The organism is Paenibacillus thalictri (genome assembly GCF_004307995.1).
Lineage (GTDB): Bacteria > Bacillota > Bacilli > Paenibacillales > NBRC-103111 > Paenibacillus_AF > Paenibacillus_AF thalictri.
The window spans coordinates 38,383-58,190 of record NZ_SIRE01000002.1 but is presented as its reverse complement, the minus strand read 5'-3'; the positions used below and the strand labels follow the sequence as shown (position 1 = coordinate 58,190).

The 19,808-nt window shown below is 50.1% G+C and carries 17 protein-coding genes; 13 read left to right on the top strand and 4 right to left on the bottom strand.

What is annotated here, in order from left to right; all coding sequences use genetic code 11:
- Nucleotides 1–11: 11 nt before the first annotated feature.
- Complete coding sequence (locus EYB31_RS00560; protein ID WP_131011325.1) at nucleotides 12–1,154, top strand: enolase C-terminal domain-like protein; 1,143 nt, start codon at nucleotides 12–14, stop codon at nucleotides 1,152–1,154.
- Between the two features lie 81 nt (nucleotides 1,155–1,235).
- Here the strand turns inward: EYB31_RS00560 and EYB31_RS00555 are convergent, their stop codons facing one another.
- Complete coding sequence (locus tag EYB31_RS00555; RefSeq protein WP_165452130.1) at nucleotides 1,236–3,485, bottom strand: helix-turn-helix domain-containing protein; 2,250 nt, start codon at nucleotides 3,483–3,485, stop codon at nucleotides 1,236–1,238.
- A 276-nt stretch (nucleotides 3,486–3,761) separates the two neighbouring features.
- Between EYB31_RS00555 and EYB31_RS00550 the strand changes: the two genes are divergently transcribed.
- The 5 genes from EYB31_RS00550 (at nucleotide 3,762) to EYB31_RS40005 (ending at nucleotide 9,502) form a co-directional block, all read left to right on the top strand.
- Entirely contained in the window at nucleotides 3,762–4,739 is a 978-nt protein-coding gene (locus tag EYB31_RS00550; protein ID WP_240761980.1) for an ABC transporter permease, read from the top strand.
- Between the two features lie 35 nt (nucleotides 4,740–4,774).
- Nucleotides 4,775–5,641, top strand: a complete 867-nt coding sequence (locus EYB31_RS00545; protein WP_240761979.1) for a carbohydrate ABC transporter permease — start codon at nucleotides 4,775–4,777, stop codon at nucleotides 5,639–5,641.
- A 99-nt stretch (nucleotides 5,642–5,740) separates the two neighbouring features.
- Nucleotides 5,741–7,375, top strand: a complete 1,635-nt coding sequence (locus tag EYB31_RS00540) for an extracellular solute-binding protein (RefSeq protein ID WP_131011322.1) — start codon at nucleotides 5,741–5,743, stop codon at nucleotides 7,373–7,375.
- Between the two features lie 239 nt (nucleotides 7,376–7,614).
- A complete protein-coding gene (locus EYB31_RS00535; protein ID WP_131011321.1) occupies nucleotides 7,615–9,309 on the top strand; it encodes a hypothetical protein in 1,695 nt (564 codons plus the stop codon).
- Nucleotides 9,310–9,325: 16 nt separating this feature from the next.
- Complete coding sequence (locus tag EYB31_RS40005) at nucleotides 9,326–9,502, top strand: hypothetical protein (RefSeq protein ID WP_165452129.1); 177 nt, start codon at nucleotides 9,326–9,328, stop codon at nucleotides 9,500–9,502.
- A 73-nt stretch (nucleotides 9,503–9,575) separates the two neighbouring features.
- Here EYB31_RS40005 and EYB31_RS00530 read toward each other — a convergent pair whose 3' ends face one another.
- A complete protein-coding gene (locus tag EYB31_RS00530; protein ID WP_131011320.1) occupies nucleotides 9,576–10,517 on the bottom strand; it encodes an aldo/keto reductase family protein in 942 nt (313 codons plus the stop codon).
- Between the two features lie 286 nt (nucleotides 10,518–10,803).
- Between EYB31_RS00530 and EYB31_RS40000 the strand changes: the two genes are divergently transcribed.
- From EYB31_RS40000 to EYB31_RS00500, 7 genes are all read left to right on the top strand, one after another.
- Nucleotides 10,804–10,980: a hypothetical protein gene (locus EYB31_RS40000; protein WP_165452128.1), complete on the top strand. Its 177-nt coding sequence runs from the start codon at nucleotides 10,804–10,806 to the stop codon at nucleotides 10,978–10,980.
- On the top strand, nucleotides 10,973–11,566 hold the full coding sequence (locus EYB31_RS00525; protein WP_131011319.1) for an ATPase: 594 nt from the start codon (nucleotides 10,973–10,975) through the stop codon (nucleotides 11,564–11,566). Before EYB31_RS40000 ends, EYB31_RS00525 begins: the two co-directional genes overlap by 8 nt.
- 160 nt (nucleotides 11,567–11,726) lie before the next feature.
- A complete protein-coding gene (sigK, locus tag EYB31_RS00520; protein ID WP_131011635.1) occupies nucleotides 11,727–12,428 on the top strand; it encodes an RNA polymerase sporulation sigma factor SigK in 702 nt (233 codons plus the stop codon).
- Between the two features lie 223 nt (nucleotides 12,429–12,651).
- On the top strand, nucleotides 12,652–13,239 hold the full coding sequence (locus tag EYB31_RS00515; protein ID WP_131011634.1) for a TetR/AcrR family transcriptional regulator: 588 nt from the start codon (nucleotides 12,652–12,654) through the stop codon (nucleotides 13,237–13,239).
- Nucleotides 13,240–13,776: 537 nt separating this feature from the next.
- Nucleotides 13,777–14,292, top strand: coding sequence for a hypothetical protein (locus tag EYB31_RS00510; protein ID WP_131011318.1), 516 nt, complete (start codon nucleotides 13,777–13,779; stop codon nucleotides 14,290–14,292).
- Between the two features lie 101 nt (nucleotides 14,293–14,393).
- Nucleotides 14,394–15,035 carry a peroxiredoxin-like family protein gene (locus EYB31_RS00505; protein WP_131011317.1) on the top strand — a complete coding sequence of 214 codons (642 nt, stop codon included), beginning with the start codon at nucleotides 14,394–14,396 and terminating at the stop codon, nucleotides 15,033–15,035.
- Between the two features lie 149 nt (nucleotides 15,036–15,184).
- Nucleotides 15,185–16,153, top strand: coding sequence for an aldo/keto reductase (locus EYB31_RS00500; protein ID WP_131011316.1), 969 nt, complete (start codon nucleotides 15,185–15,187; stop codon nucleotides 16,151–16,153).
- On the opposite strand, the gene EYB31_RS00495 is transcribed toward EYB31_RS00500, so the two are convergent.
- Together EYB31_RS00495 and EYB31_RS00490 are read right to left on the bottom strand one after the other, a co-directional pair.
- Entirely contained in the window at nucleotides 16,132–18,063 is a 1,932-nt protein-coding gene (locus EYB31_RS00495; RefSeq protein ID WP_131011315.1) for a GAF domain-containing protein, read from the bottom strand. The genes EYB31_RS00500 and EYB31_RS00495 overlap by 22 nt on opposite strands.
- A 16-nt stretch (nucleotides 18,064–18,079) precedes the next feature.
- Nucleotides 18,080–19,657: a DUF342 domain-containing protein gene (locus tag EYB31_RS00490; RefSeq protein WP_131011314.1), complete on the bottom strand. Its 1,578-nt coding sequence runs from the start codon at nucleotides 19,655–19,657 to the stop codon at nucleotides 18,080–18,082.
- Nucleotides 19,658–19,808 lie beyond the last annotated feature (151 nt).

Here is a 19,808-nt window from a genome sequence, read left to right as displayed (position 1 = left end):
GGTTTTCACAAATGAATGCTGCAAACTTGGAAGCAAGCTGGACCATTGAGAGCATCGAATGGGCGGCTTTGCCCGGAGAGCGGGCAAGATCGGCCGGGAGCAACGCCAGGCTGGGGGTACATGGGAAAAACGTGCCGCTGCACACGGCGCGAATTACGATTGCCGGGCAAACCGGCTACGGCTGGTCCCGTATTTCCCGGGAGGCGGCAGCCGCGTTGATCGGCACACCGGTAAGGGATTTGTTTACCGCAAACGGGGCGGTGCAACAGGCTTACCGCGGCATCGAATTTCCGCTGCTGGACTGGCTTGGCCATATCAGTGGAAAGCCGGTGTGCGCGCTGATTGCCAAAGATCAGGCAAGTGGTGGGAAGCAGCAGGTTCCGTGTTACGACACGTCGTTATATTTCGACGATCTGCATTTGTCCGACGATGCGGCCGCCGTGGCACTTATGCAGGCCGAAGCGCAGGAAGGAAAGCTGAGGGGACATCACAATTTTAAAATCAAAGTAGGCCGCGGTGCGCTGCACATGCCGCTGGAGGCAGGCACACGCCGCGATATCGCCGTCATTCACGGCATCCGGGAAATTGCCGGCCCGCAGGGCAACATCATGATTGACGCCAATAACGGCTACAATCTGAACATCACCAAGCGGGTGCTGTCGGAAACGGCGGAAGACCGGTTATATTGGCTGGAGGAAGCGTTTCACGAGGATGCCGTGTTGTACGGCCTTTTACGCGAATGGATGGATAAGGAACGGCTGAACGTGCTGATTGCCGACGGGGAAGGACTGGCCGCCCCGCCGCTTGTCGAGTGGGCGAAGAAGGGGATTGTCGATGTAGTGCAATACGATGTGCTTTCGCCGGGCTTCAGCTTTTGGCTGGAGCTGGGGCAGGAGCTTGACGCAGCGGGCGTAAAATCGGCGCCACACAGCTACGGCAGCCCTTACGGCAATTACGCATTATCGCACCTGGCGTCGGCCATCGACGGATTCCAGTTCGTCGAGTGGGATCAGATTGATGTGCCCGGTATGGATGCATCGGGATACCGGATCGGCGAAGGGTATGTTACCTTACCCACGTCGCCGGGGTTTGGCCTGAACTTCGATGACGGTTATTTTACAAGGCTGGTTAAAGAAAACGGCTGGTCGGTATAACGGATAGGGAGAACAAAACAATTTAAATTGCTAATAGCCCGGCGGGGGTAAAGCCCTGCCGGGCTGACGCCATATTCGCCGTTATACGGAAGATTCTTCCGTTAACGTTTGGTGCTGCTTGCGGTAATGCCCCGGAGGCAGGCCGACATACTTTTTAAACGCCCGGGAGAAGTTTTGCGCATTGCTGTAAAACAAGAAATTGGAAATTTCGTCCAGACTCATCTGTGTTTCCCTGAGCCATTTCTTGCTTAATTCAATGCGGCGCTGGAGCAAATATTCGGCAAAGGTCACTCCGTGCACTTCTTTCAGCGCCAGGTTGGCGAGATGAAGCGGGATGCCGAGCTGCTTGCACACCTCGTTAAGCCGCAAGTCCTGCTCCAGGTGATTCTCCATATGCTGCACCAATTTTTCGGAAATTTGTTCATATTGTTTCCGTTCGCTTTGAATCATATCGTCGATTAAACTGTCGATACAATGAGTCCGAATCCACTCCGTCCACTCTTCCAGCGTTGCTAATTGAACCATCTCGCTGATCGAGATTTGACTGATGAGCCGGTGGTCTGCAGTAAACTCCTGGAATAAGAAAAGCGTCATATTGACCAAATAGTTTTGCAAGCTGCGGTAATCGATATTTTCCGCTTTTTTGATCCCGATTAAACGGTCCAAGGCGGTATAAGCGAACTCGCGGTTTTTTTCGCGGATTTGCCGGACAATATCGTGTTCGATCTCATAAACATCGGGGCTAAACGGCGTTTCTTTTCTGGTGAAATCGTTAAAATAAATCACTTGGTTCGAACCGGCGATCAATTTCTGCTTCAGACTTTCTAACGCTTCATGGTAGGACAGATGAATATGCGAGATGTCGCTGCGGGCTTGACTCACGCCGATGGAAACCGAAAACGGGAAATACTCCGATATAAAACTTTTGATTTTTGCCAACCCGTCATCCAATGTGGTATCGTCGGTTTTTTTGTCCAATTCATAAATGCCCACAAACCGCGTCTGATTCTCAGCGATGACAAATCCCGATATATTCGCTTCGCCCATCACTTCCCGGATCACGCAAATGATACCATATTCAAAACGGCTCATATCGGTTTCGGTGTATAGTTCTTTCAGCGCTTTATAATCGTCCGCTTCGACACAGAAACAGCGGTAAGGGTTGCTGCCAAGCGAAATATTGTATTGCTTCATCTTAACGAGATCTTGTTTGCCGCAGCCTTTCTCCAGAATGTTCCTCAGGAAAGCTTCCTTGGCCTCCGGAAGAATGACATTCATGCGATGCTCCAATTGATTATGGTTTTGCATCAGACCTTGGATTTTATGAAACAGCAGATCAAAATCGTCCTTGGAGCGCATATCCCGGGAGTCTGCGATCAATTCGGATATCTTATTCCAGCCTCGCCACGACAAATTAATTGAGAGCGCATACATAACCAACGAAAACACAATCAGGATTACCGTCGACAGCAGCACAATGTTGCGGAGTTCTATGATCGGCGCCAGGGCCAACGATTCTTTGACAAAATAAATGTAACTCCATTTCTGGTTGACGGGATGGTGCAAAATGTAAAAATTGCCCTGCGCGCTTAAGGAGTGCAAATTGCTGTCCGCAGTCGACTCCGAATGCTGCCACAATGTTTCCGGGAGCTGCATGGAGCGTGTGGGCGTGCCGTCGATACTGTAGCTGTCCACGATCTGATGTTCTTCGTTAACGATTAAATAATTGCTGTCGACCTGCTCGTTTTGCAGCAGCCCTCTGAGAAAGTGGGCGTTGTAATGAAAGATCAAGTAGCCCTGGGGTTTCGGTTGAAACAAAGGGAGCGCTTGAATGTAGACAACCGAAGGAGAACCGTTATTGTAAGTATCAAACAGCGCCTGAGAAGCGCCAAGCGTTTCGAATTTGGCGATTTCGTCCCGGAACTCTTGGAATTGGGCGTTCATGACCCCGTTGGTCGCATATTCTTTGCCGTTCTCTACGTTATAAAAAGTAATATTGTCGACGTAGTCGAGCGATGCGGTCATTGTCCGCAGCTGATTGACGAAGTTCAAAATAACCAGCGCCGAGCTTTCGTAATCCTTGAAGGGCAGCGATTTGATAAAAAGCTGGTATTCCTGTGTGTTCTGCAAATCGATGACGGATTGGCTGATCCGGTCCTGGAGATTGGAAACCCGGCTGCTGAGATTGATCAATGAGGATCTGGTTTGCTGTTCAATCTGATGCTTAATAATTTCCGTGGAGATGTTGTACAATACCAAACTTAACAGGGAGGTTCCGACAACGGATATGAGGAAGATCATCAGAATGCTTCGGATTTTACGGGAAGACACCGGCATCACCCCCATAGTTAAAGTGCGGGTATAAGGTTCATTTATTATAACACCATATAAGAAGCACATGCATTAGTCATTTTTCTTGATTGGAAAAAAGGCGTAAATGACAAAAGTATCTTTGCTCATACGAATTGCAATTGGCGTCATTCATTATTGTAGACCCGGAACGTCTTGTGTCAAAATAAGTTAAGCGCTGCATAACAACATACATGCCGCCGTTTATCAAAAGCGCGGACGGAAGGAAAAAGCGCGGACGGAAGGAGGACGTTGGATTTGGAAGGAAACCGTAATATTGAAAGCGCTGTCGCCGGCGGGATTCATGGCCGGGGCGCCATTCAGGTCAATAAGCATTGGAAGCTCAAAAAAATGTGGCGTGACCGGTACCTCTATGTGCTGCTGCTGCCGGTGATCGCTTTTTATCTCATTTTCCATTATGCGCCGATGTATGGCGTGGTCATTTCATTTCAAGACTACAATATATTCGCGGGGGTTTTTGGCAGCGAATGGATTGGTCTGGATAACTTTCGCGACATTTTTTCCAACAGCGATTTTTACGTGGTGCTGCGTAATACCTTGGTGCTTAACTTTCTGTCGCTGCTGTTCGGGTTTCCGGGGCCGATACTATTGGCGTTATTGCTCAACGAGCTGACCAGCGTCAAATTCAAGCGGGCGATTCAGACGATCGTTTATTTGCCGCATTTCATCTCTTGGGTTGTGGTGGCAAGCCTCATCATCCCGATGCTTTCGCCTCGCGACGGCATCATAAACGAACTGATCGTCCTGCTTGGCGGACAGCCGATTTATTTCATGGGAGAGTCGTCCTGGTGGATTGTCGTTTATGTCCTCTCGGGTATCTGGAAAAGCATCGGTTGGGGAGCGATCATTTATTTGGCTGCGCTGACCAGCATCGACCCTACGTTGTATGAAGCCGCGGTAATCGATGGCGCCGGAAGATGGAAGCAAACTTTGTATGTGACCTTGCCGGGTATCCTGCCGACGATTGTGGTACTGCTGATTCTGAACATCGGACGCCTGATGTCGGTCGGGTTCGACCAGCCCTTCCTGATGGGCAACGGCGCGGTCATTCAAGTCAGCGATGTGCTCAGCACCTACGTGTACCGGCTGGGATTGCTGAATGCCGACGTAGCCCATTCGACGGCGGTCGGGTTGTTCCAGGCGCTGGTGAATTTTATCATGCTGATCGGGGCCAATTCTTTATCCAAGCGGGCGACCGGCGAAAGCATTTATTAAATTGAATGTATTACATCCGAAGGGAGAGATGGGACTTGGGCAAAACCAAAGGGCGCTACATGTTTCAAGCGATTAATGTTCTGATCATGGTGGTGCTGGCGGCTGCGGCAATTTTCCCCTTTATTCATGTGCTCGCCAGATCCCTAAGCGACGAAGCGGCGATTACGTCCGGCAAGGTCGTCATGCTCCCGGTGGATATGACGTGGCTGGCTTACGAGGCTGTCATTCACAATGCTGGCATGAATCAGGCTTTTCTGTTTACGGCGTACCTGACCGTGGTCGGCACTCTGGTGAACTTGCTGCTGACCGTGTTTGGCGCATACCCGTTGTCTAAGCCGGGATTGATCGGCCGCAAAGGCATATGGATGTTTATTTTGTTCACGATGTTTTTTAGCGGCGGCATCGTCCCCACTTATTTGGTGGTGAAAGCTCTGGGGCTGCTGGATAGCGTCTGGGCGCTGATTTTCCCGATAGCGATCAGCACGTTTAATTTGATTATAATGAAAACTTTTTTTCAAGGGATGCCGGTTGAGCTTGATGAAGCGGCCAAATTGGACGGGGCGACGGATATCGGCATTTTGTTCCGAATTATGCTGCCGCTGTCGCTGCCGATTATCGCCACGCTTACGTTGTTTTACGCCGTGGACCACTGGAATGAGTTTTACCATGCTTTGCTGTACAACAGCGACAGCAGTAAATTTACGCTGCAATTGAAGCTCAGAGAGCTTGTGCTGCAAGGGCAGACGGCCCAATTGATGGAAGGCAGCTCGCAGCAAAACATTCCGAAGGAATCGCTGAAAGCCGCGTCGATTATGTATGCCACTTTGCCAATTTTGGTCGTGTACCCATGGCTGCAGAAATATTTTGTAAAAGGAGCCTTGATCGGTTCGCTCAAATCGTAGAAACGGCAGGATTGCAAGAAAAGCTTCCTTTCGGGCGCATATGCGTCTTTCTCGAAAGAGCTTTCTTTTAATAAATGATGGATAACGAAGGGAGCCGGAATGATGAAAAAAACAAAAATGGTTGTTTCTCTGGTTACTTTAACCGCCTTCTTAACCGCGTGCAGCGGAGGTGGGGGCGGGGCAAGCGCGCCGAGCAAAGATAGCGGCAGCGCCGCCAGCAGCACGGGTCAGACGCAAAATGCCAATGCCAATGCAACTGCTAATAAACCGCAGGAAATTGAAGATTTGACGGTGGAGCTGTTCGACAGAAACAACACGCCGGAAGGGCAAGGCACGTTGAAGGATAATCAGTGGACCAAATGGATTCAGCAGGAAATGCTGAAAGAAGGGGTACGGGTCAACTTTGTCACCGTTCCCAGAAGCCAGGAGGAAGACAAGCTGAATGTAATGCTTGCGGCAGGCAATGCGCCCGACATCGTATTTACGTATAACCGGCTGCTGTTCACTAAGTATGCGTTGTCCGGCGGCCTCGCCGATTTGACGGATTCGTTGAACAAATACGGCGCCGACTTGAAGAAGGTGCTGGGCGATCCCGTGCTGGCGGCCGGTGTGATCGACGGCAAGCAATATGCAATCCCGGCCAGAAGAACCAATACGAACCATTACGGCGCTTTTATCCGTCAGGATTGGCTGGATAAATTGGGCTTAAGCGTGCCGACCACGACGGATCAATTGGTCGAGGTGCTGAAGACGTTTAAAGCGAAAGACCCGGCCGGCGTAGGAGCGAACAAATTGACTCCGTGGGGAAGAATCCCGCAGGACCCGAAAAAATTCAGCACTGAATTTATGCTCTATGATTTGATGACTTCTTTCTTTAAGGATAACTCGGTGAAAACGCGCTTTACGACACCCGAGCCTGCCCGCGAAGGCTTTAAAGAGTTTATGCAGTTTATGAATACGCTGTATAAAAACGGTTTGATCAGCAAGGAATTTGCTACAACGGACGACACGGTCCAGCTTCAGAACATTAACAAAGGCGAGGTCGGCTTCTTTACGGAAGGCGCTTGGGTCCCATACAACAACGTGCCCAGCTTGTATTCTACGCTGCAAAAAAATGTGCCGGATGCCAAGCTGACGCCAATCGAAGCATTCAAAAATGCGGACGGCCATTATTACAAGACGAACTACGCTCCACTTGGACTTTATTTGTTCACGCCGAAAACCTCCAAGCATAAAGATGCCGTCGTCAAGTACTTAAACTGGATGGCGAAACCGGATGTAGTCAAAACGATGGCCTTCGGCATCGAAGGCAAAAACTATAAAATGGACAACGGCGTGCCAACGCCGATCAACGCGGATGAAAACAATAAAACGATGAACTGGATTATGCCCGATTTGAAGCTGATCTTCAACGGGGTTCCGCCGATGTCACAAGCTGAAGTCGATGCGCTGTTGAAGCTGACCGCTGCGCCTTATGGGGACTTTGCCGTCAAATCCAACCAAATCGCGGCGAAAGAAGCCGTGCCGGATATTTTATACAACGAGCCGATCGACGCCGAGCTGAAAAACAACCCGCAGATCGTCAAGATTGAGCAGGAATATTGGATCAAAATGGTCACCGCCGACGATTTCAACGCCGCGTACAATCAATTCCAGAATGAATTGAAATCCAGAGGCATGGATCAAATTATTAAGGAAAAAACAGACCTGTACAACAAGACGTTTAAGCAATAAGAGGTATGGCGAAAGCGGGGGAAGGGTCTTGGTGAGCTCGATATATATCGCGCTTGCGCCGCGTTTGCAGGCGAATATGACAGCTGAACTTAAGGCACGTATTGCGCATGTGCAGCCCCGGATATGGCAGTTGCGGAGATGGCGCTCCTGAGCGCCATCTCTTGTATGTATGCATATTAGCCGAATGACCTTCGGTCACAGTTTTTTACCTAATAATTTTGATGAAAGGGTGAATCTGCATGTTTACCAATCATTATTCGCGTATTGTACGCATTACGGAGCAATTTGTGCCGTTTATCCTGAAATACCAATGTCTTGACGCTCATTCCCGCGAATATGGAGGCAACGTGTCACCGCCCAAAGCGTTCAGCGAGCCGAATACATCGGCCCATTGTGCCGATGTGCTGCTCAGCTTGTATTACAACACCGATTCCGTCTATTGCGGTAAGCCGGAGCTGCTGGCAAGCGCCCGGCTCTACCTGGACAACTTGCTGCGTGAGCAGCATGAGGACGGAACGATTGATTTGAAAGAAACGAATTTTCACGATGCGACGTCGGTTGCTTTTTCCGTACAAGTGCTTGGGTATACGTACAAGCTGGTGGAGAAGTATTCGCGGCATAACGAGCAGGAGCAGGACATTCGCGGCATGCTGCTGCAATTTTTCCGCCAATCCGCCAAGGGTATGGTGGAAGGGGGTTTTCATACCCCGAATCACCGCTGGGTGATGGCTTCGGCTTTATCGCTGTTGACCAACATATTAGGTGAGGACCAACTGAAGGACGAGATTCAGCTGTACCTAAATGAAGGCATCGATTGCGACGAACAAGGCGAATACACCGAGCGCTCCGTCGGGATTTACAATGTGATCAACAACAGATCGCTGCTTATCATGGCGGAAGAATTGGCGATGCCGGAGCTGCTTGCGCATGTAGAGCGGAATTTAAACATGGTGCTGAACTATATCGAACCCGACGATACGTTGTTTACGCTGAACTCGACCAGACAGGATAACGGGAAAGAGTCGTATCCGGTCAATTATTTTGAGAATTATTTCCTGATGGCTTACCGGACAAACAACAAGGTGTATGCGCATATGTCCGAATATTTACTTGAGCTCACGGACCGCCTGGTTAAGAAGGCGGATTCTCTGAGGGATATGGCGGCAACGGTGCCTATGCCCCATTATTTGACCTTGTGTATGCTGGATGAGGGGCTGGCCCGTTATGAGTCGGACACCGAAAAGCCGGCTCGGGATTATGAGGTTTGGTTCGCCGATTCCGGTGTCGTGCGGAGGCGTGCGGATCAGACCACAATGACGATTGTTGGAAACAACAGCACGTTTCTGAAGTTTCAGTACGGCACCAATAAAGTGTACGTCAAGTTTGCGGGCACTTTTTTCAGCAAAGGTCAATTCAAGGGGGAGCGTATTGAGCAGACGGAGCGCGGCTACAGCCTGCATTACCGGCGCGAGTGGGGGTACGTCAGACCGTTTGCAGACGGTTCGCCGACAAATGTATGGCGCGAGATGGATCACGCGGCAAGAGAGAAGATTCAGATGCAGACCTACGATATGACAGTTCATATTACGGCGGAGGAGCAAGGAATTTGCCTGGAGGTCGTATCTGAAGGCATCGAACGGCTGCCCTGCAAGCTGGAGCTGATTTTTGAGCCAGGGGGAGAATGGGAAACCGGAGACAGCATCATTCCCGGGGAAGCGGGCCGCAGCGTTATTTTAAAAAGCGGCGCAGCCACCTACCGGCGGGACGGGGACGATATTCGCCTGCAGGGCGGATTTGGCGAGCATACCTATACGACGGTGATGAGGGGAAGCGAAACTCATAGCAGAGAGAAATTTACGGTGTATATGACGGATTTCACGCCAATCGACCGGCGGATTATCATTACCGCGGCGGGGCAAGGGGAAGGGGTATAAGGAGCGGCTGATTAAGATGAACCGGACTGTTGGGGTGTTTCCGGCAGTCCGTTTTTTTGCTGCTGCGGGAGGGCGAGTGGGGTTTAACAGCCGCCATGTGACGCTGGAACGGACGCGCGGGACTTGTGTGCGTTGGGAAATTGTGGTTGAATACAGCACTCCCGAGGCAAAGATCGGCAGGCACTTTTGGTAAACATCACTTCCGTTAAACGGCAAGAAGCCGGGTTTGTGCCCGGCTTGTTTGCTTCGTTTGCTTTTGAAAATGCTCAGCTGTTTAAGATGGCTTCGATTTTCTCCAGCGTGCCGGCATCCAAAGAAATGCCGGAAGCGGCGCAGTTCTCGGTTACCTGTTCCGGCCGGCTTGCGCCGACCAAAGCGCTGGCGACATTTGGCTGCCTTAAAATCCAGGCCAACGCTAGCTGCGATACTTTGATCCCAAGCTCGCCGGCAATGTCCTCCAACTGGGCGACTTTGACCAGCTGAGCTTCCGCCAGCCTGTTTTCCCCCCAGTTTTTGCTTGCCGCGCGACTGCCTTCCGGAATGGCTGCGCCCGCGCGGTATTTGCCGGTCAATATGCCTTGCGCGAGCGGCGAAAACACAACTTGTCCAATGCCGTTTTTCGTGCCCAGCGGAATAATTTCTTTTTCGATGTAACGGTTAAACATGTTATAGACAGGCTGGTTGACGATAATTTTGTCGAGCAAATACTTGTCGGCGATCGTCAGCGCTTCCTGCATTTGAGCCGCCGTCCATTCGCTGATGCCGGCATACAGCACTTTGCCTTGGGAGATCAGATCGTCGATGGCGCGCAGCGTTTCTTCAACCGGTGTTTCCGGGTCGTAGCGGTGGCAATAATAAATGTCGACATAGTCGGTACCGAGCCGCTTCAAGCTGGCATGGCACTGCTCCATCACATGCTTGCGGGACAAGCCGCGATCATTTGGACCTTCGCCCATCGGCCAAAATACTTTGGTCGCCAGCACGTAAGATTCGCGCGAATAAGCGTTCAGCACTTTGCCGACCACTTTTTCCGCTTCGCCTTGTTCATATACGTTAGCCGTATCGAAAAAATTGACTCCAAGGTCGTAGGCCTGCTCGATCGATGTGACGGCCTTTTCATTTTCCACGTAACCCCCGTAGGTCATCCAGCTGCCAAGACTGATTTCACTAACCTTCAAGCCACTGCCGCCAAGTCTGCGATATTTCACTAGTTCATACCTCCGTGGTTAAGTTTTTATTACGTCTCCCATTGTAAAAGAAAGTTCGCCTTTCGGTAAGTACTGAAAATTTGTTCTATTAGTAACGTTGAAGTAACTGGTTACAATGGAAAATCGCAAGTTCTGCAAACATGGAACCAAGCAAAGTTAGATTCAAGAGGCGGAACAAGCGATATCAGAGTCGGCAGCTTCAAACACGCAGAATTCGTATGAAAACTAACCAGTGTGTTATACTGTTGTCAAACGATGAATTAGAAATTGGACGGTGAAAACTGCCATGGACCGTATTCAAGATTTATCAAAGTTCATTAAGCTGACCGGGGAACGGGCTAAGCTGGATGCAAAAGCAAACGGGACTTACATTGTGTATAAAACCGGTAAGGGGGAAATTGTAAAGGAACACACCAACGGTGAAATCGAAGTGATCGCCAAGCCAGGAACGTCTCATGAATGAACCTTCCGCAATCATGTACGTGTTTGCCGGTAATAATGGTAGCGGAAAAAGTACAATTCGAAATTTGATTGTGGACATGCTTGGCATCAGTGTAAATATTGATCCCGATGCATTGGCCCGAAGTCTTAATGCAGATCAGCCCGACCGGCGTAAAATAACTGCCGGTAAAGAGGCAATCAAACTGGCTCGCGAATGCATAATTCATAGACGCGATTTTTCGGTGGAAACAACATTGGCTGGTGGCAACGTATTAAGGCTTATGCGGGATGCAAGAGCAAAAGGGTTCGAGGTTACGATGTTTTATGTGGGTCTTGGCGATTATCGCCTTAATATCGAACGAGTTGCCGTTAGGGTGCGAAATGGCGGTCATGATATTCCAACTGAAGATATTATTAGGAGACACACGACTTCCACACAAAATTTACTCTCTCACTTGGATCTCATTGACCATTTAGTTGTTATAGATAATAGTGAAGCATTCGGGGAAATTGTCTTGCGAGCAGAGCGCGGTGTATTATCATTTCTGATTAATCCTGTTCCATTTTGGGTTCTTAGTATTAAAGATAGGTTGGTTGAACCTGTATAATTTCAAGGAATCAATATATAAATCAGTAAGCTCCTTGTCGGCTAATGCCCTGTATTAAAGGCTGATTCCTCTGTGGAGAGTTATATTTTTACACAGTACATGCACTTCTAGGCATCCGCCCTCATAAAATAGCAGTAATTTCATCGTGGGGGTGGCAGCTGTGCCGGGCTTATTCAGCGCAATCGCTTTGTTTATTAAGGAATTAATGCTTCTTGTCTCTTACGTGAAAAACAACGCTTTTCCCCAGCCTCTTGCCGAGGACGAAGAAGAAAAGCATCTGCGGCTTATGGCGCAAGGCAACCAGCATTCACGCAATTTGCTGATCGAGCACAATCTCCGTTTGGTGGCCCATATCGTCAAAAAATTCGATAATACCGGGGAGGATCTCGAAGACCTCATTTCCATCGGAACGATTGGATTGATCAAGGCAATTGAATCTTTTTCCCCGGATAAAGGGACAAAACTGGCAACATTTGCGGCTCGATGTATCGAAAACGAAATTTTGATGCACCTGCGGTCTTTAAAAAAGACCCGCAAGGACGTATCGTTGCATGACCCGATCGGCACGGACAAAGAGGGAAATGAAATTACGCTGATTGATATTCTAGGTACAGAGGCTGACGATGTGGTCGATAAAGTGCAGTTGAAAATCGAGAAAAGTAAAATATATAAAAATTTGGACATATTGGATGATCGGGAAAAAGAGGTTGTAGTCGGCCGCTTCGGTCTGGAGCATGGCGGAGAAGAACGGACACAACGGGAGATCGCGAAGGAACTGGGGATTTCCCGGAGTTATGTGTCGAGAATAGAGAAGCGCGCGTTGATGAAGCTGTATCATGAGTTTTATAAGGCGAAACGATGAATAAATGGGACCGATGCAGCTTGATTAATGCTGCATCGGTCATTTTTTTATGGAGGGGAACATGAGAAATGAGCTGACCTCGTGTCAACCCAGGCAGGGGTTCTACATCGGAGACTCGCTTATTCCACGGATGTATTTGACGTGGTCAATCAAGTTTAAAAGTCAAAACCACTCCACAACTATGTTATTTGACAAACTACCTACCAGAAGGTAGAATGTGGACATGACAAATATATCTACCACTTTTGACGACATCTTGTCTTGTGCGCGTTCTCTGATCGTCGCTGGCGGCTACAACGGTTTCAGTTATGCCGACATCGCTGATGTGGTTGGAATTCGTAAGGCGAGCATCCATCACCATTTCCCAAGCAAAGTCGATCTGGTCCGAACGCTAGTTGCGCGGTATCGGAAAGAAGCTGAAGCGGGGATGGCGAATCTCGAACTTCAGATATCCGATCCGCTCGAACTGCTTCGGTGCTACGCCGGTTATTGGGAAGCCTGTATCGCGGACGCCAGCGCCCCGTTTTGTATCAGCGCTCTACTGGCAAGCCAGCTACCCGTCCTGCCCGAGGAAGTTGGCCTGGAGGTCCGGGCGCATTTCCGCTCCTTGTCGGCGTGGTTGACATCCGTGTTAGAACGCGGCGCGCGGCAGGGGCAACTTCAACTGATAAGTACCCCTCGTGCCGAGGCCGAAGCGTTCATGGCGACGGTTCACGGCGCGATGCTTTCGGCGCGGGCTTATGGTGATCCGAAGATATTCGGCGTGGTGACTGGCCCGCTCTTAGAGCGACTCGCTTCGCGTACCTTGTGATGAAAGCCGCGACGGCGATGGTTCAAGATCGAGATGAAAGGAGGTACCCCTTTTCGCTTAACCAATCTAAAGAGCGGGCTCCATACTATTACGGATAAGCTCGCTATTTACGAAATTATCGCATTTCATCCGCCAAATGCCGATACGGGGCATGAACTCGAACGGCATCATGGTCACTGGATGATGGCAAAACGCCCCCTGCTGCCCGTCGATGGATGGACGACATACATCAAGAACTCTGCGTATGGGATATCGGTTGTGGTCAGCCCAGTCGAGTGGTTCGGGTGTGATGTTAGTTCATGATTGGCACGGGGGCGACGTTTGAAGTAGTCGGCGGAGTTCGCCGTTTTATCTACCTACTAGTAGGTAGTATATCCGATGACTAACGACCACACGAATTTCTACCGAGCTGGCCAAGAGTAGTGGTTGAAGCTCAGCTATAATGCAGTCAGCCTCTAGTATCGGCTTGCGCCAATCTATCGACAGAACAGAACAAAACAAAACACCCTTGTCCATAAGGACTGGAAGGAGACAATTATGTTTGGAATTTCACTACTTGGCTGGGTGCATACACTCGGCAGCTTGCCCGCTATTCCGCTGGCTATATATATGTTTGCTCGCTACGGACGGATCGTGCCACGCTCAAGATCCGGTGTCGTCTATTTCATTTCGATGCTGCTCGGCGCTACCACTGTATTTCTCGTTGCACATCAGTCGGCCAGCTATGGCATTGGCGCGGCAACGATCCTGCTGCTGCTCACCGGATACGGCATCGGGCGTATTTCGAGTTTGGGGCGTGCGGGCAAGTATCTCGAAACGATCTGCCTCAGTCTGACGGCGTTTCTGCTGATGGTGCCGGCCGTTTCCGAAACGCTGCGCCGTGTTCCAGACGGCCACCCCTTTGTCACCGATCTGAAATCGCCGCTTCTCCTCGGTTGTCAAGGCATTCTCCTCGTCATTCTTATCGTTGGCTTGACAGCCCAAATCATCCATTTGCGCAGGCAAGACAGGATCGCGGCATTCGCTTCGCCAGCCAAGATGTCTGCCGAATGAAGCATCATTAACAGAGATTTAGCCTGACAATGAACCAGCAAGTCCATCTAATTTTTAGCGGTTCAATGGAGAAAGTTTTAATTACAAAGGAGGAGCAAAACATGTCATTAACTCAAGCTTTAGCGGAAGCCAAACGGGAATTTATCGCGCATACCCCTTTGGAGATTCAAATGGAGATGTTCCGTCAGATCCAGGAGCAGCAGGAATCCGGTATGGCTTACGGCCGGCAGGAGGGGCAGAAGGCAAAGGATTTTACACTCAAAAATGCATTGGGAGAAATGGTTAACCTTTATGATGAACTGTCCAAAGGACCTGTTGTTCTGACTTTCTACCGGGGCGGATGGTGCCCGTTCTGCAACAGTCAGCTTAAGGCCTATCAGAAGCTACTGCCGGAGATCGAAGCCCTTGGGGGGCAGTTGGTCGCGGTCAGCCCGCAAAGTCCGGACAACACGCTTTCCCAGCAGGAGAAAGAAGAGCTGACCTTCCAAGTGCTTAGCGACACGCACGGTCTCGTGGCCGCTTTCTATAACATCCTTTATGACGTTCCGGATTACATCCAGGACATTATGAAACAAGTGGGCATGGACCTGGCGGAATACAACGCGACGAACCGCTGGATCCTGCCGATTCCTTCCACCTTTATGATCGACGAATCCGGCATGATCCGTTCCGCCTACGTGAATCCGGACTTTATGCAGCGGTTGGATCCGGACAATATTTTGCGTGAATTGAGAAAGCTGTAATTATCGATTGTGCTGAATGGCGGGCAAAAACCGGATCAAAAAAAGTAGACATTGTTATTTGAAATCGCTCTCTATTACAATGGACTTGACGGGTAACCCGGGACCTGTTGAATAAATGGAAAAATCATAAAAAATAGAGGCGATAAACTATGAAACGGAAAACCATTGCCGGAACGGAATTGGTCAGCTCGTCTCTGGCACTTGGCGGTGTGCCGATTGGCAGCAAGCTGAATGAAAATGACTCGTTTAAGCTGATGGATGATTACGTGGAGCTTGGCGGAAATATGGTCGACACGGCTGAGGTATACAACAATTGGCTGCCGCTCGAAGCGAATATCAGTGAAAAAATTATCGGCAGATGGATGAAGGCGAGAAACAATCGGAGTCAATTGATTGTGGCGACGAAAGGTGCGCATCCCCACCTCAGTACCATGCATATTCCGAGAATGTCACCGGAGGAAATCACGTATGATTTGGAAGGAAGCCTGCAGCGGCTCCAGGTGGAAACCATCGATCTGTATTGGCTGCACCGCGACGATCCTGGGCGGAGCGTTGGGGAAATCTTGGAGACACTAAACAGACATGTCCGAGAGGGGAAAATCCGCTACTTCGGCTGCTCCAACTGGACGGTCGCGCGGATTCAGGAAGCTCAGGCATACGCTGCGGCTCAAGGGCTGCAGGGATTTTCCGGCAATCAGATGTCGTGGAGTCTGGCCGCAGTAGATCCGGCGAAAATATCAGACCCGACGACTGTGGCCATGAGCGACGATATGCAACGGTATCATGTGGAGAGCGGATTAACTGCGATTCCTTATTCGTCACAGGCGCAGGGTTTGTTTACCAAGTTGGGTTCGGGCAAGTATTCGTTTGACGGAGATCAGGTAAAGCCGGCCTATCGTTCGGAATTGAACCGTGGCCGACTGGATCGGATAAGGCAGCTTGCGGCGGAATCATCTCTGACGATCTCCCAGATCGTCCTTGGATATTTAATGTCACAGCCGTTTCCAACCATTCCGATTATCGGTTGTTATTCGCGTGAGCAGTTGGACGATTGCCTGCTGGCGGATCGTGTCCAGCTAACGCAGGAGCAACTTCGTTATTTGGAAAAGGGCAGCTGAACCGGATACGTCATCACAGTGTCCATATCGTACTGATGCGGGAGCTCGGTCCAGCCGGCCGCCATCAGCGGCTCATAACTGAAAGCAAACAGATGACCGTCGAAGCAAAATAGCTCAATGTCGGCACCGTTGCCCCCATCCCCATCGTTAAGCCGCTTAAGCTCGGCTTTTGCAGGGTCGGTCTTATCAAAGGGATGGGACCGATACGGCTTATAATAAAGGTGGAACTCAAGCCTATATTCGTGCCAGTCGTTTATTTTTTGCTGCAGCGCGGCGAGGAAAAGCATCCTGCCGTCCGGCTTGTATTTTTCCTGAATGGAGCGGGTCACGCTCATCTGATACAGTATCGGCGAGATGTTTTTGGCGATTGTGTCGACGAGCAGCGTCTCGTCCTCCTCCAAGCCGCCCTCTGTTTCAAGCACGATAATGAAGCCGAGGGGGTAGGGATCTTCCATTAACACGAGCCGGTTGGCTACCGTTAAGGGCGCGATGACACAGCAGTTTGTCGATCCGATTAAACTTACGAAAGCCGAAGGCAATAAAAGCGCGGCTCCTTCCGCCGTATAATCGCTGAGCAAGCTGCCCTCCAGCAGTGTGCCGCCGATTTCGTCGATTCCTATAACGGGCAGGCTGCGGATGGAAGATGAAGCCGTTTCGTCTTCGTCCCTCCCCGTTGCTTGCGAATCATCGACATGGAAGCCGCGGTCGTTGACAACGACATATTGGTCGCCTTGCCTCAGGCAAATCAGCACCTTGCGAATGTGGAACGTCATCTGCAGTGTCCTGACGGTAAAATAACATAACTCCTCGCGGGTGCCGCATTCGCTCACATTTTTGACAAGCCGGTTTAACGTTTGCAGCAGCTTGAGTTTGGTTTCCGCGCTTTTCCGTTGGCGGTTGGCTTCTTCAAACAGCATGGCGTTGGAGATCGCAATAAACGCGGAGTTGGCGAGCGACTCGATCAGCTCGAAGGTCGGTTCGTCGTATTTGCGCTCGTCGTTTACCGGTTTGCTGAGTGTAATCATGCCAACGATGCGCTCCTGCACGATCAGAATGACATACTCCGCTTCCAAGGCGCGGAAAAGCCCGGTATCGACGAACAGTCTCTGGAGACGATCGCGGTCGCGGCCCGTGTGAAGCACGATTGGCCCGCCGTCATATGTTAGCGTGACCAGCTCGAATTGCCCGAAAAATTTCGTATAAGCAAGGACGTTGCGGTAACCGGTAATCGTTAATTTTCGGGTGAGCGGATCCACAATGCCAAACGAGGTAATCTGGCTTGCCGTCACCTCGCTGAATACGTCTGTCGTAATTTCGTGAAGGCTGGCCAGCGACATTTCCGACATCAGCACCTTGGTGCTTTGGTTGATGGCGAACAGATTGAAGTTCTTCTGGTCCAGCTTGGCGTTGGACATTTGCAGCTCGGCATAATGGAGGCTGTTTTCGAGCGAATTGTTGATCAGCCTCATCAAAGTATTGGCCATCACCATGTCGTCTTCGGTGAATTCCTCGGAGATATTGCCGTTCGATACAATAAATCCGTGCAGCGTATCGCCGATCATCAGCGGCATAAGCCACTTGATATGCAAAGCTCGAATGTCGTCCTCTTCCAGAAACTGCTCCAGTCCGCTAACCATCGTATGGCCACGGAACAACACAAGCTGCTTCAGCTTCTCCGTGTTTCCAATCTCATAAGACGGAATGTGGTTGTACAGCCGCTTTTGCTTCATAACGAAACGGTTGTTTTCCTTCATAAACAGGGCGGATGCATGTAAGGTGAGAATTTCATTGACGAATTCGAAGGAAGCCGCGGAAAGCTGCTCCGTGTCGAATCGCTGGGTAAAAAAATCGATAGCCAGGAGGAGTCCCTCGAAGCGGTAATACATATGCTTATGGGCTGGTGCCGCCAATGTCGGATACACTCCTTTAAGAATGAAAAAACGTATTTTTATCGACGTAAAAGCTGCCTGTCGTAATCTGCTCGATCCGCTTTTCGATCTCTTTAATTTGCAGCAGCGTGCGCGGAAACGCCTTCTGCAGGACGGTGACTTCCCCGTCCCCCTTGGTGTTCAAATTCGTCATCAGCCGCTTGCGCCGCTCCTCCAGATTAGCCACCTTCATCGTGGCCTCCTCGAATTTCGCCATATGCGTCATGTAGGCTTTCATTTCCGAATTTTTCAGCATGTCGACATATTCCTCGTACAGATCGACTTCCTTGCGCAAATGCTCCAGCTCGGCCAGCACCTTCTTGTATTCCTGCAGCACCAGTTCCAGATCTTTCATCACTTCTCTGCGGTCAAAACCTTCTACATGCACCTTGGTCGGCCGCTCCGATTCGTTGCCGATGAACGCCGTGACGATCTGTACCTTCGCTTGGACATGGCCGCCGATAATTTTGCCCCGCCGCTTGTCGAGCAAAATATATTTTGCCTGCAGGTTGCAGCCAATCGCGTACAGGCCGATGTGGATGTTGTCCCCGGCAGTAATCGAGCAGTCTTGGGCGTTTTTTACAAATACGTTGCGCCCGGCTTGTATTGTCGCCCGTCCTTTGCCGAATATGCCGCCCTTGATAAAAATATCTCCCGTTTTCGATACGATGCTTTCGACCGCGCCAAGCCCCATTTCGTCCTGAATGGAGATGTCCTTGGTTGCCGTTACCGAATAGCCGTCGTGAATCGTGCCTTTGATTTTAATGGAACCGTCATAGTCGATGTTGCCGGTTTTCGGACCGACGTCGCCATTAATCACAAGCAGCTCCTGCACGCTGATTTTATTTTGCAGCTTTTGAACCGCTCCGGTGATCTTGGAACGAAGCACGATGCTGCCGTTTTCCTCGTGTTCGGATATCGACTGTTTATCGTAAATGAGCGGCTTATCCCGGCCTTTTTGCGGCGGGATCGGGACACCCTTCAGGTTCCTTCCGGGGGTTCCCGGAGTGGCCGGCACTTTCTCGCCCAGCCAATCGCCGGCCTGCACCTCGTCAATAAAACTGATCTCGTAGTAGTCCGCTCTGCCGTCCTCGCGGATCGTCGGTTTTCGTTCCGACAAGCTGAAATATGTCACGGATGCGTCTTCTCCCGGGAGCGGCGGGATGCCGCGGGCGACAACAACGCTTTTTTGCACCGGAAAATCGCTGGAGATCACTTCATATAAGATGCCGTCAACGACACCGGCCAGCTTTAGCTGGTCCATAATACGGTTCACGATAGCCGCTTTATGTGTCTGCAGCTCTTCCGCCGGAAGATTCAGTTTGAAGCTGGCCTGCATATCATCTTTACTGACTTCGATTTCAATGTCCGGTTTCATGATCCCGATTTCTACGGGCGTATTTGTTTTTTGGAGAACGGCGCTGCGCAGAGCGGAGAAGTTCGTCACTTGCACGCGCGGAACCTGCCTCAGGACCAATTCGAAATCCTTGAGAGGAAACTGCTGAGCAAATACGGTGATATAAACGGTTTCCCCTTCCGCAGTCAAACAAAAATAGCCGTTCCTGAATAGTTCCATCCCCGACACCTCCGAAATACATTACATAAATATTTGACGAAATTTGTCAAATTCCTCTCGAATGAAATGAATTTACATAACCTTTGGAAAAAAATAAACTGTATAAATTTAGAAAAACTTAAAATTGCTTTAAAAAAACGATGAATTTCAT